Origin of the sequence: Acidocella aquatica (assembly GCF_030160635.1) — a bacterium.
Lineage (GTDB): Bacteria > Pseudomonadota > Alphaproteobacteria > Acetobacterales > Acetobacteraceae > Acidocella > Acidocella aquatica.
Genome location: NZ_BSOS01000025.1, coordinates 1 through 12,708, shown reverse-complemented (window position 1 = coordinate 12,708; position 12,708 = coordinate 1). Strand labels below are relative to the sequence as shown.

General features: G+C 62.2%; 12 protein-coding genes. 6 read left to right on the top strand and 6 right to left on the bottom strand.

Annotated elements, in window-relative coordinates:
• Position 1: 1 nt before the first annotated feature.
• A complete protein-coding gene (locus tag QQJ84_RS05980; protein WP_284257204.1) occupies positions 2 to 1,315 on the top strand; it encodes a TldD/PmbA family protein in 1,314 nt (437 codons plus the stop codon).
• Here the strand turns inward: QQJ84_RS05980 and QQJ84_RS05975 are convergent.
• From QQJ84_RS05975 to QQJ84_RS05950, 6 genes are read right to left on the bottom strand one after another with little or no spacing between them, the layout of a single operon-like run.
• Complete coding sequence (locus tag QQJ84_RS05975) at positions 1,310 to 2,113, bottom strand: sulfite exporter TauE/SafE family protein (RefSeq protein ID WP_284257203.1); 804 nt, start codon at positions 2,111 to 2,113, stop codon at positions 1,310 to 1,312. The genes QQJ84_RS05980 and QQJ84_RS05975 overlap by 6 nt on opposite strands.
• Positions 2,110 to 3,042 (bottom strand): MBL fold metallo-hydrolase, encoded by a 933-nt coding sequence (locus QQJ84_RS05970; protein ID WP_284257202.1) that lies wholly within the window; start codon positions 3,040 to 3,042, stop codon positions 2,110 to 2,112. Before QQJ84_RS05970 ends, QQJ84_RS05975 begins: the two co-directional genes overlap by 4 nt.
• Positions 3,029 to 6,244, bottom strand: coding sequence for an efflux RND transporter permease subunit (locus tag QQJ84_RS05965; RefSeq protein WP_284257201.1), 3,216 nt, complete (start codon positions 6,242 to 6,244; stop codon positions 3,029 to 3,031). The genes QQJ84_RS05970 and QQJ84_RS05965 overlap by 14 nt, the downstream gene beginning before the upstream one ends.
• Entirely contained in the window at positions 6,241 to 7,242 is a 1,002-nt protein-coding gene (locus QQJ84_RS05960) for an efflux RND transporter periplasmic adaptor subunit (protein WP_284257200.1), read from the bottom strand. Before QQJ84_RS05960 ends, QQJ84_RS05965 begins: the two co-directional genes overlap by 4 nt.
• A gap of 24 nt (positions 7,243 to 7,266) precedes the next feature.
• Positions 7,267 to 7,638, bottom strand: a complete 372-nt coding sequence (locus tag QQJ84_RS05955; RefSeq protein WP_284257199.1) for a rhodanese-like domain-containing protein — start codon at positions 7,636 to 7,638, stop codon at positions 7,267 to 7,269.
• 4 nt (positions 7,639 to 7,642) lie between these two features.
• Positions 7,643 to 8,062: an ArsR/SmtB family transcription factor gene (locus QQJ84_RS05950; protein WP_348522667.1), complete on the bottom strand. Its 420-nt coding sequence runs from the start codon at positions 8,060 to 8,062 to the stop codon at positions 7,643 to 7,645.
• A 15-nt stretch (positions 8,063 to 8,077) separates the two neighbouring features.
• Here QQJ84_RS05950 and QQJ84_RS05945 point away from each other — a divergent pair, with 15 nt between their 5' ends.
• The 5 genes from QQJ84_RS05945 (at position 8,078) to QQJ84_RS05925 (ending at position 12,523) form a co-directional block, all read left to right on the top strand.
• The gene (locus QQJ84_RS05945; RefSeq protein WP_284257198.1) at positions 8,078 to 9,358 is read left to right on the top strand and encodes an NAD(P)/FAD-dependent oxidoreductase; all 1,281 of its coding nucleotides are present in this window, start codon (positions 8,078 to 8,080) and stop codon (positions 9,356 to 9,358) included.
• 25 nt (positions 9,359 to 9,383) lie between these two features.
• Positions 9,384 to 9,815 (top strand): thioredoxin TrxC, encoded by a 432-nt coding sequence (trxC, locus tag QQJ84_RS05940; RefSeq protein ID WP_284257197.1) that lies wholly within the window; start codon positions 9,384 to 9,386, stop codon positions 9,813 to 9,815.
• 17 nt (positions 9,816 to 9,832) lie between these two features.
• Positions 9,833 to 10,036 (top strand): YgaP family membrane protein, encoded by a 204-nt coding sequence (locus QQJ84_RS05935; protein ID WP_284257196.1) that lies wholly within the window; start codon positions 9,833 to 9,835, stop codon positions 10,034 to 10,036.
• Positions 10,037 to 10,047: 11 nt separating this feature from the next.
• Positions 10,048 to 10,404, top strand: coding sequence for a carboxymuconolactone decarboxylase family protein (locus tag QQJ84_RS05930; RefSeq protein WP_284257195.1), 357 nt, complete (start codon positions 10,048 to 10,050; stop codon positions 10,402 to 10,404).
• Between the two features lie 394 nt (positions 10,405 to 10,798).
• Complete coding sequence (locus QQJ84_RS05925; RefSeq protein WP_284257194.1) at positions 10,799 to 12,523, top strand: APC family permease; 1,725 nt, start codon at positions 10,799 to 10,801, stop codon at positions 12,521 to 12,523.
• Positions 12,524 to 12,708 lie beyond the last annotated feature (185 nt).

Below are 12,708 nucleotides of genomic sequence, written 5' to 3'. Positions count from 1 at the left end.
CATGCGCGAAAACCAGGAGCTGTTGGGCCAGGCGCAGGAATTTTTGCGCGCGGCGAAGGCCGCCGGGGCGGATGTGGCGGAAGTGGGCCTGAGTGCCGGCACCTCGATTTCGGTGCAGCGGCGGCTTGGCAAAATCGAGGAAACCGAGCGCGCGGAATCCCGCGAGTTGGGGCTGCGGGTGTTTGTCGGCAAATGCAGCGCCTCGATTTCGGCCAGCTCGATTGATCCGGCGGCGTTTGCGCGCCTTGCTGAGCAGGCGGTGGCGATGGCCCGGGTGGTGCCGGAAGACCCTTATGCGGAAATCCCCGAAGCGCCGCCGCCGATGGATGCGGCGCTGCTGGATCTGGATGATCCGCTGGAGCCCGGCATGGCGGTGCTGATCGCCCGCGCCGCCGCCGCCGAGGATGCGGCACTGGCGGTGCCGGGGATCACCAATTCGGAGGGAGCATCGGCCAGCTGGTCGCGCAGCTATGTGTTGCGGGCGACCAGCCTGGGGTTTGCGGGCATGTATCCGCGCTCCTACCACGGGGTTTCCGCCACCGCGATCGCGGGGACGGGGACAGGGATGCAGCGCGATTATGACTCCTCATCCGCCGGGCATGGCGCTGACCTGGAGGACCCGGCGGTGCTGGGCCGCAGGGCGGCGGAGCAGGCGCTGGCGCGGCTCAACCCGGTGCGGCCAAAAACCGGCAAGCTGCCGGTGCTGTTCCATCCGCGCGTGGCGGGAAGTTTTCTCGGGCATCTCGCCGGGGCGATCAACGGTGCGGCGATTGCGCGCAAAACCTCGTTCCTGAAGGATGCGCTGGGGCAGGCGGTGTTCGCGCCGGGGATACGCATTATCGATGATCCGCTGCGCGTGCGCGGGCGGCGCTCGCGCCCGTTCGACCGCGAAGGCCAGCCCGGCGGGCGGCGCGCGTTTATCGGCGATGGCGTTCTGACAAGTTGGATTTTGGACACGCGCAGCGCCAACCAGCTTGGCCTGAAGACCACGGGGAACGCGGGCGGGGTCAGTAATTTTTACATGGAGCCGGGGGCGATGAGCCCGCGGGAGCTGATGGCGGATATCGGCGAGGGGCTGTTCGTAACCGAGTTGATCGGCATGGGCGTGAACGGCATTACCGGCGATTATTCGCGCGGGGCGGCGGGGTTCATGATCCGTGACGGCCAGTTGGCCGAGCCGGTGGCGGAGTTTACCATCGCGGGGAACCTGCGCGACATGTTCGCGGCGCTGCGGCCCGCCAACGATTTGGAGTTCAAGCGCGGCACCGACGCGCCGACGCTGCGGATCGACGGGATGATGCTGGCTGGTTCATAACGCGGAGAGGTTGAACCCCAGGGCGGCGGCGCTGCGATATAGCATGTAGACGGCGACGGCGAAGATCAGCCCGGCGAAGACTGTGTTGAGGCGCCCGGCGGTGCCGGAGAGAAACCGGGCGGTGCGCATGCCAAAGAAGCTGCCGAGGAAGCCCCCGAGGATGAAGACGATGGCCAGGGGCCAGTCGACCAGGCCGGAGAGGGCGTAGTTGAAGGCGGTTGTCAGCCCGAAGGCGGTGACGGCGATCAGGGATGTGCCGATGGCGTTGAGCACGGGCATGCCGGTTGAGATAAGCAGGCCGGGGACGATGAGAAAGCCGCCGCCAATGCCGAAGAAACCAGAGAACAGACCCGTGGCGAGGCCGATGCTCAGCACTTTCGGGGCGTTCTGGCGTTTGCACTCGGCGGCATCGTTGCCGGTGTTGCGGCGTCTGCGCAGCATCAGGATGCCGACCGCGATCATCAGCAAAGCGAACAGGAAGAGGAGCTTCTGGCCGTCGAACGCCTTGCCGGCGCTGCTGCCGAACAAAGCGCCGAGGACGCCCGCGACAGCGAACATGCCGCCGCATTGCCAGCGCACGGTGCCCGCGCGGTGGTGGTTGAAGAGGCCGGTCGCGGCATTGGCGGCGACGGCCAGCGCGCTGGTGCCGATGGCGATGTGCGGGTTTTTGATGCCGACGACATAGAGCATGAGCGGCACCGCCAGGATGGAGCCGCCGCCGCCGACCAGCCCGAGGGTGAAGCCGACGAGTGTGCCCGAAAACCCGCCGAGGCCGAGTTGGAGAGGTGTGAGAATCATAACAGGTTCAGCGGAAGCTTGAGGTAGCTGGTGCCGTTATCCTCGGGGGGAGGCAGCCGGCCGCCGCGGATGTTGACCTGCACCGAGGGCAGAATGAGCTTGGGCATGCCCAATGTCGCGTCGCGCGCGGTGCGCATGGCGTGGAAGGCATCCTCGCTGACGCCGTCCTGGATATGGACATTGCCGCGTTCGGCTTCGATGGTGGTTTCCCAGGCGTAGGTGTCGCGGCCGGGGGCTTTATAGTCGTGGCAGAGAAACACCCGCGTGGCGGCGGGCAGGGTGAGCAGGCGGCGGATGGAGCGGTAGAGCTGGCGGGCGTCGCCGCCGGGGAAATCGGCGCGCGCGGTGCCGTAGTCGGGCATGAACATCGTGTCGCCGATGAAGGCGGCTTCGCCGATGATATAGGCCATGTCCGCCGGGGTGTGGCCGGGGACGTGCAGGGCGATGACGGGGATGCCGCCGAGCGCGAAGGCTGCGCCGTCATCGAACAGATGGCCGAACTGCGAGCCGTCGCGCGTGAATTCATCGCCGAGGTTGAAGATTTTGCCAAAGACGTTCTGCACGGTGAGGATACCGCGCCCGATCGCGATCTGGCCGCCGCAATGCTGCTGGATATAGGGCGCGGCGGAGAGATGGTCGGCGTGGGCGTGGGTTTCGAGCAGCCAGTCCAGCGTGATGCCGGTGGCGCGGATATAGGCGATGATCGCGTCCGCCGAGACGGTGGTGGTGCGCCCGGCGGCGGTGTCGAAATCCAGCACGCAGTCAATCACCGCGCCGCGTCTGGTTGCGGGGTCGTGCACGACGTGGCTCGCGGTGAAGGTGGCTTCGTCGAAGAATGTTTTTACCTCAAGGCGCGGTGATTGCCGCGCCTTGAGGATCTGCCGCGTGGCCTGGGCGAGATGCGGATCGGGGGGGTTATTGTGCGTCATGGGGCCGTCCATCGTCACGCAGAACCACGTAGACAGCCGGAATAACCAGCAAGGTCAGCAGCGTTGATGACGCCAGACCGAATAACAACGAGGTGGCGAGGCCCTGGAAGATCGGGTCTGAGAGGATGGTGAAGGCGCTGATCATCGCGGCGATGGCGGTGAGCAGGATGGGCTTGGCGCGGATGGCCCCGGCTTCCAGCAGGATTGTGCGCAGCGGACGGCCCGAGCCCTGCCGGTAGCGGATGAAATCCACCAGCAGGATGGAGTTGCGCACGATGATGCCGGCGAGCGCGATGAAGCCGATCATCGAGGTGGCGGTGAAATCGGCGCCCAGCAGCCAGTGGCCGAGCATGATGCCGATGAGGGTGAGCGGGATGGGGGTGAGTACCACCAGCGGCAGTTTGAAACTGCCGAACTGCGCCACCACCAGCACATAGATGCCCAGGATGGCGACACCGAAGGCGATACCCATGTCGCGGAAGGTGACATAGGTGATCTGCCATTCGCCGTCCCACAGCAGGGAGGGTTTGGACTCATTGGTGGGCTGGCCGACGAAGCGGATATCGGGTTTGGGCAGGCTGCCCCAGTTGGCGTTTTCGATTGCTTTATCAACGGCGAACATGCCGTAGATCGGCGCCTCGAACTGGCCTGCCAGCTCGCCCGTCACCATGTCGGCGTAATGACCGTCGCGGCGGTAGATGGCCCGCGAGCCGAGGGTGTTCTGCACGTTTACCACCTGGCCGAGTTCCACCACGCCGCGCGCGCCGGGCAGTGCGTTGGCGGGAATCGGGGTGTCAGCGACCGACTGGTTCCAGGTGAGGCCGGATTTGGGCAGGCCGATGGCGATTTCCAGCGGTGGCCGGTCAATGCCGCGATAGGAATAGCCTATGCCGTTGCCGGAGAAGAGGTCTTTCAACGTGGCGTTCACGTCGCTTTGCTGGACGTGGAAATATTCCAGCTCGTCCTGGTCGACGGTGATGTTCAGGCGCGGGGGTGGCAGGCCGTAGCTATCATCGACATCGACGATGAAGGGGATGGATTTGAAGATGGACTTGACGCGCTGCGCGACAGCGAGGCGCGTGGCCTGATCGGGGCCGTAGATTTCAGCCAGCAGCGAGGCAATGACCGGCGGGCCGGGGGGGACTTCCACCACTTTGATGACGCCGCCGGGCGGGAGGGTGAGGCCGGAGTCGAGTTGTTGGCGCAGCGCGATGGCGATGGCGTGGCTCTCGCGCGAGCGCTTGGTCTTGTCGACCAGGACGATGTGCAGCTCACCCAGCTCGGGTGACTGGCGGGCGTAGTAGTGGCGGACCAGACCGTTGAAATCAAAAGGGGCCGGTGTGCCGGCATAAACCTGCATGGAGGTGACCTCCTTCGTGGCGCCGGCGATTTTGGCGGCGGCGAAGAGGGAGCGTTCGGTATCCTCCAGCGTGGCGCCGGGCGGCAGGTTGAGCACCACGTCCAGCTCCGATTTATTGTCGAACGGCAGGAGTTTGACCTTCACCAGCTCGAAATAGAACATCGAGCAGGCCAGGATGGTCGCGGCGCCGACGATGAGCAGAAACCGCAGGGCGCGTTTGCGGGTTTTGAGCACTGGCGTGGCGATGCGCAGGTAGATGCTTGCCAGCCTTCCGCCGTGGTGCGCGCCATGCCCGCCGGGCGGTGTTTTGCCCGGTTTGACAAATTTGAGCATCAGCCAGGGAACCACGGTCACGGCGACAAAAAAGGAGAAGACCATGGCCGCCGAGGCGACCGCGGGGATCGGCGCCATGTAGGGGCCCATGAGGCCGCTGACGAAGAGCATCGGCAGCAGCGCCATGACCACGGTGAGGGTGGCGAAAATGGTCGGGTTGCCGACCTCGGCCACCGCCTCGATGGCGGCCTGCAGGCGCGAGCGGTTATCGTGCATCTCCCAATGGCGGGTGATGTTCTCGATGACCACGATCGCGTCGTCGACCAATATGCCGATGGAGAAGATGAGCGCGAACAGGCTGACCCGGTTGATCGTGTAGCCCATCATCTCGGCGGCGAAGATGGCGAGCAGGATGGTGGTGGGGATAACCACCGCGGTGACGGCGGCTTCGCGCCAGCCAAGGGTGAAGCCGATGAGCAGCACGATGGAGATGGTGGCCAGCGCCAGGTGGAAGAGCAGCTCATTGGCTTTTTGCGTGGCGGTCTGGCCGTAGTCACGGGTGACCTGCACGTTGATGTCGCCGGGGATCAGCTGGCCTTGCAGGGTTTTGACCTGCGCCAGAACGGCTTGCGCCACGGTGACGGCATTGGCGCCGCTGACCTTGGCGACGGCCAGGGTCACGGCGGGGGATTGGGTCCAGCCGGTTTTGCCGCGGTTGAGCGCCCAGACCTGCTGCTCCAGCGGTTTGGGGCCGAAGACGACTTTTGCCACGTCGCGGACATAGACGGGGCGGTTGTCGCGCGTGGTGACCAGCAGCAGGCCGATGTCGGGCACGCCGGAGAGGGTATGGCCAACGTCCACGCCCTGCATCTGCTCGTTGTCGCGGATGGAGCCGGCGCTGAAGGTCTGGTTGGCCTCCTGCACGCGCGCCACCAGCTGTTGCAGGGTGACGCCGTAGAGCATCAGTTTTTCCGGGTCCGGCTCGATGCGGATTTGCTCCGGGTCCTCACCCGCGATGTAGGTGAGGCCGACGCTGGGGATTTTGATGAGCTCGCCCTGGAGTTTCTGCGCGAGCTGGGTCAGCCCGGCTTCATCCCACTGGTTGGCGGCGTCTGGTTTGGGGGTGAGGGTGAGGGTGACGATGGCGACATCGTCAATCCCGCGGCCAACCACCAGCGGCTCGGGGATGCCGATGGGGATGCGGTCCAGATTGGCGCGGATTTTGTCGTTGACGCGCAGGACCGCGCTGTCCTCGTTGGTGCCGACGACGAAGCGGGCGGTGACGGTGACATGGTTGTCAACGCTTGTGCTGTAGATGTGCTCAACGCCGGGGATGGCGCGCAGGATGGTCTCCAGCGGTTTGGTGACAAGCTCAACGCCGTCGCCGGCCTTCAGGCCGTCGGTGTTGACCATCACGTCAACCATTGGGACATGGATTTGCGGGTCTTCCTCGCGCGGGATGGTGATGAGCGCGATCATCCCGGCCATGAGGGCGGCGATGAGGAAGAGCGGCGAGAGGGGCGAGCGGATGAAGCGCTTGGTCAGCGCGCCAGAGAGGCCGAGGTTCATGGCGCGGCCGGGGCGATGAGGACGTTGCCGGGCTGCAAGCCGGAGAGGATCTCGACGCCATCAGGCATGGAGGGGCTTGGCTGCGGCGCGCCGCGCTGCACCGGAATCGCGGTAGGCTGGCCGCCGGGGGTTTGCAGCTCGACGTAATCAAGGCCGAAGCGCGATTCGATGTAGGAGGCGGGGATCACTAGGCCGGGGCGCTGGCCGGCGGAGATCCACACCTGAATGCGCTGGCCGACGAAATAATCGCCAAGACCGGGGGCGGTTGCATCGGCCTCGACATCGCCGTTCTGGATCTGCGGATAAACCAGGGTGATTTTGCCGAATACGGGGGTGGGGGAGGCATTATCGATGCGGACCAGATCGCCCACATGCATGATGCTGGAATGATATTCCGGCACTTCCAGACGCAGGACGTAATCTTGCTCGGCGATGGTGGCGATGGTGTCGCCGCCGACCACCACACTGCCTTGGGTGACGGGCCGGTGCAGCACGCGGCCGGAGACAGGGGCCAGCACGGCGCCGTTGGCGATTTGCTCGGCCAGGGCGTTGCGCGCGGCGATCTGTGATTTCAGGCTGCTGGTGGCGACGTTCTGCGCGGTTTGCGCCTGGTCCAGCGTGGAGCGGGCGATGGCGCCGCTGCCGATGAGCCGCTGGGCGCGGGTGAGGTCTATGTTGGCTTGCGCCAACTGCGCGCGCAGGCCGGCGATGCTGGCGTCCAGCGATTGCAACTGCTGCGCCATCGCGGAGTCGGCGACGATGGCGATGGTCTGCCCGGCGGTGACGGCGTCACCATCGCGCACCGAGAGGGCGACGATGGTGCCGCCGAGCCGGGTGCGGGCGGGAACCACATGCGCGCTCTCCACTGTGGCGAAGACTGCCTTCTGGTCGGCGATCAGCCCGGTGGCGACGGTGAAGGCCGCGGGGGGCTGGGCGGCGATGGCCGCAACGGGGCTGGCGGCGAGGCAGGCTGACAGGGCCAGGGCGGAGAGGCGCATGTGGTTTTTCCTAGCTGGGAAAGATTAAGCGCGGTCGACGGTTTTTCCCGAGGCGGGGTCTACCGTGACGACGGGCAGGCCGGCCTGTAGCCAGGCGGTGAGGCCGCCTGCGAGGTGGCCCGCGATTTCAACTCCCGCCTTGCGGCAGAGATCGGCCGCGGCCTGTGAGCGGCGGCCGATGCCGCAGTGCAGGACGATGGGTTTGGCCGGGTCGTGCGGGAGGGCCTGCGGGTCAAAGCTTGACAAGGGGAAGAGCACCGAGCCGTGGATGCGCGCGGCGGCGAATTCGCCGGGTTCGCGCACATCCACCAGCGTTACCGCGTGGCGGGCCAGGGCATCATGCAGCTCGGCCGGGGTGAAGTCGCGCAGGTCTGATTTTTTTTTGTTGAAGAACATGGGGTTAGCCTTTCAGTGGGAGCGTTTGGGTGGGGGTGGCGCAAAAGCCGCCGGTGGCTTGGGGGGTATCGTTACGCGGCGCGCAGTAAAGTTCAAACAATGTTTCAAGAATTTTTTTTGCGGGCGTGCTGGCGATGCCGTACCATATTGTCTGGCCCTCCCGCCGGGAGGCAACCAGGGCATCGCGGCGCAGCAGCGCCAGATGCTGGGAAACGGTGGAACTGCGCAGATCCAGAAAGGCCGCGAGATCGCCGACGGAACGTTCGCCTTCGAGCAACTGGCAAAGAATCATCAACCGGTGCGGGTTTGCCAGCGACTTTAACATCTCGCTAGCTTGTCCGGCGGCACTATGCATGAGACTGGCATCTATTTTCATAGTTGCGTATATACGAATAAACGAATATATACGCAACGGCAAAATCACACGGGGACTCAATCCATGGCTGAGATCGTAATTTTAGGCGCCGGATTAGGCGGAACTTTGATGGCATATGAAATGTCGGATCAGTTGCGGCCCGATGACCGGATTACCCTCATCGGCAAGGGCTCGCTGTATCAGTTCTACCCATCCAACCCCTGGGTGGGGGTGGGCTGGCGCGAGCGCAAGGATATTGAGGTTGATCTGACAAAGGTGATGAAGAAGAAGAAAATTCGCTTCATCACCGAGGGGGCGGAGCGCGTTGTGCCGGAGGAAAATCTGGTCAAGATGGCCGGTGGCGCCACGATACCCTATGATTACCTGATTATCGCCACCGGGCCGGAGCTGGCGTTTGACGAAATTCCGGGGCTTGGGCCGAAGGCGCATACGCAGTCGATCTGCGAGACCGGCCATGCCGAGCAGGCTTTCGCGGCGTTCGAGGAATTCTGCAAAAATCCCGGCCCGATTGTGATCGGCGCGGCGCAGGGGGTTTCCTGCTTCGGCCCCGCCTATGAGTTTGCGTTCATCGTTGATACCGAACTGCGCAAGCGCGGCATCCGCAACAGGGTGCCGATGACCTACATAACCCCTGAACCATATATCGGGCATCTCGGGCTCGATGGCGTGGGTGACACCAAGGGGATGATGGAAAGCGAGCTGCGCAACCGGCATATCAAATGGATTACCAATGCGCGGGTGAAGGAGATAAACGCCGGGCAGATGGTGGTGGAGGAGCTGGCCGAGGATGCCAGCCTCAAGGCCACGCATACGTTGGATTTTGGCTACAGCATGCTGATGCCGCCGTTCCGCGGTGTGCCGGCGGTGTTTGGCGTGGCAGGGCTGACCAATCCGCGCGGGTTTATTCTGGCCGATGCGTATCAGCGTAACCCGACCTACCGGAATGTGTTCTCCATCGGCGTTTGTGTCGCGATTCCGCCGATTGGTAAAACCCCGGTGCCGCTGGGCGTGCCAAAAACCGGTTTCATGATCGAGTCGATGGTCACCTCGACGGCGCATAACATCGGTGCGCTGCTGCGCGGCGGGGATGCCACCATCAAGCCGACGTGGAACGCGATCTGCCTGGCGGATTTCGGCGACGGTGGTGTTGCCTTTGTGGCGCAGCCGCAGTTGCCGCCGCGCAATGCCAACTGGTCGGCCAAGGGTAAATGGGTGCATCTGGCGAAGATCGGGTTCGAGCGGTATTTTTTACGTAAAATCCGCATTGGCAAGAGCGAGCCGTTTTATGAGCGGTATCTGATGAAGAAGATGAAAATTCATAAAATTGAGCATAAGCCGCACTAGAAACTTTTTTAAAAAGGAGAGGTCTATGGCGATCACTCTGGTTTGCCCGGCCTGTGGCGCGGTTAACCGTCTCCCGGCGGAAAAACTGGGGGCGGCGCCGCGGTGCGGGGAGTGCCATAAGCCGTTGTTTGACGGGCATCCGGCGAATGTGGATGAGGCCGGGCTGGCGCGCCATTTGAAGAATGATGGTGTGCCGGTGTTGATTGACATCTGGGCGCCGTGGTGCGGGCCTTGCCGCTCGATGGCGCCGCATTATGAACAGGCGGCGGCGCAGCTTGAGCCGCGGATGCGGCTGTTGAAACTGAACGGCGACGACGCGCCGGGAACCATGACCCGCTATGGCGTGCGGGCGATTCCCACTCTGTTGCTGTTTAAGGATGGCGTGCTGGTGAAACAGAACGCCGGGGCGATGACGGCTGAACAGATCGTGCGCTGGGCACGCCAGGCCGTTGGATAATTGAAAAGGAAAAGCTGATGACAATTGATAGAGCCGTGTTCTCTTTCGCCGGTGCCATGGTGCTGCTGAGCCTGGCGCTGACACTCTGGGTGAGCCAGTGGTTTCTGCTGTTCACCGCATTTGTCGGGTTGAACCTGTTGCAGACGGGGTTCACCGGGGTTTGCCCTGCGGCATTTGTGTTCAAGAAACTTGGTCTGCCGGTGGGCTGCGCTTTTAAATAAGGGAGGCCCCCATGATTGAGGACTGGAAAGACCTGATCGCCAATATGAATGGCGGTGTGAAGAACCTGCGCCAGGGCGCGCCGGACGTGATGAAAAGCTTTGCCGATATGGCCAAGGCCGCGCATGGCGGCGGCGCGCTGGACGGGAAAACAAAGGAGCTGATCGCGCTGGCGATTGGCGTGGCGACGCGTTGCGCGCCCTGCATTGCCTACCATGCCGAAGGTGCTGTTAAGTCTGGCGCCACGCGCGAGGAAGTGACCGAAACGATGGGCATGGCGATCTACATGGGCGCGGGGCCTTCGGTGATGTATGCCGCGCAGGCGTTGGAAGCGTTCGACCAGCTCTCTCCGGCCGCCGAAGTGGTTTGATGACCCAGACGGGCGGGGAGTCCGCCCGTCTCATGTTTCATGCCGGTCACCGTCTGGTCCGGCAAACGCAAAGTGCCGTGGGCAGTGGTGATCGCGCCACGGCTGGGGCGCCGCACGGCTGCTGAACTGAGCGGTGGCGCCGGCCAATTTATTTGCCCTTTCAGTGTCATTCCTGCAAAGCATAAATGTTGACCAAAGCGCAAAACGTATTCATAAGAAGTACAAACTTTAACCATTAAGAAATTCGTCCGCTTTCAGACCAGCCAAAAACAGGCCGTTTACACCAAAAATAATGTTGGCATAGCATTTGCTTACCTAAACGGAGGGTGTTGGTCTGGGCCGGAAGGCGAGTTCAAAGCCGCGTTCCAGGTTATTATAAACTGTGGGGGTAATAATGAGCGATATAACGGCAGAAACCGGCGTAGCGATCGGAGAGGCGGGTACGTTACGCCGCTCCATCGACTGGAAGGGGGCGTTCTGGGTTGCCAGCGGTGTTCCGGCATTGGTGCTATTTTCGATAGGCGGGATTTCCGGAATGGTCGGAAATCTCGCCTTTTTAATTTGGACGGCCTCGATGCTCATGGGCTTCATCCAGTCGTTCACCTACGCTGAAATTGCCGGCCTGTTTCCAAATAAATCAGGTGGGGCTTCAATCTATGGCGCCGCCGCGTGGATCCGTTACAGCAAGTTTATCGCGCCGCTCTCGGTCTGGTGCAACTGGTTTGCTTGGTCGCCGGTACTCTCGCTGGGCTGCACCATTGCGGCCGGGTATATCCTGAACGCCTTCGCGCCCATCCCGGCCGCCAATTCGCCTGTGGTTCTGCAATGGATCGCGCAACATGGCGCTGGCATTGCCGGTGGCCAATCTGCCCAGGTCAGCGCTGCCATAGCGGCGCTAACCCCCAGCCTGCAAACCTGGACATTGTTCAGCGGCAGGCTTGGCGCGGTCGGGTTCTCGTTGAATTCGACTTTTTTTATCGGCGCGATTCTGATGCTGGTGACTTTTGCGATTCAGCACCGGGGCATTCTCGGAACCGCAAATGTCCAGAAATACATTGGGCTTCTGGTAATTATTCCGATGCTCATCGTCGGCGTGGTGCCACTTTTAAATGGTGCTGTGCATTATAACTCCAGCTATTGGCCGCTGGTTCCCCTCGCCAGCGCCGGTGCGCCGGGGTTGGGGATGTGGAACATGTCTGGCTGGACCCTTGTGCTGGGCGCCATGTTCATTGCCGCCTGGTCCACCTATGGTTTTGAAACGGCCGTTTGTTATACAAGCGAGTTTAAAAACCCTGGGACGGATACGTTCAAGGCGATTTTCTATTCCGGCCTGCTTTGTTTGTTGCTCTTCATCCTTGTGCCCTTCACCTTTCAGGGCGCACTTGGGCTGACGGGCATGCTGGACCCCTCGATTGCCGCTGGCACCGGGGTCGCGTCAGCCATGGCGGATATGGTCGGCGGCGGTGCGTTGATCCATTCCGTTATGGTCATGCTGATGATATTGGCGTTGATCCTCTCCATCATGACGGCGATGGCGGGTTCATCGCGGACTCTTTATCAAGGCTCGGTCGATGGCTGGCTGCCGAAATACCTCACGCATGTTAACGCGCACGGTGCGCCGACGCGGGCGATGTGGACTGACCTTTGCGCCAACCTGCTCGTTCTGGCGGTCGCCTCAACGGATGCCACCAGCTTCTTCTTCATTCTGGCGGTTTCAAATTGTGGTTATATTATCTTCAACTTCCTGAATCTGAATGCGGGGTGGATTCACCGGATGGACTCAGGGAAAACCGCTCGCCCCTACCGCGCGCCGACCTGGCTTCTGGGGCTGGGCAGCGTGTTTGCTTTCGTCAATGCCGTATTCATGGGGGCTGGCGCGAAAACCTGGAATCCTGATGCGCTTTGGGCCGGTTTGATTTTTGCATCTTTAATTATTCCGGTATTCTGCTTCCGCCATTTCATTCAGGATGGTGGAAAATTCCCCGCAAATATGCTGGAGGATTTGCATGTCGGCGGGTCAGGCGACGTCTCCACCAAGCGGGCTGGGATTCTGCCGTATGTCACGCTGGTTGGAGGGGTTGCCGTGGTGCTGCTCTCTAACTGGATATTCTCCGGCTGACAAAACGACGCAAAGGTATAATGGGCAAAGCCAGGAGATTTCCTGGCTTTGCCGTTTTTCATTATTTGCCATGGGTTTTTATAAAATGAAAATAGGTGAAGGCGCGTAAAATCTAATTGTTCCGGTTCTGGTGTTTGACAGGCTTGTCATTCCCCTACATAATTGTGTTTAACTCACAGGAATAA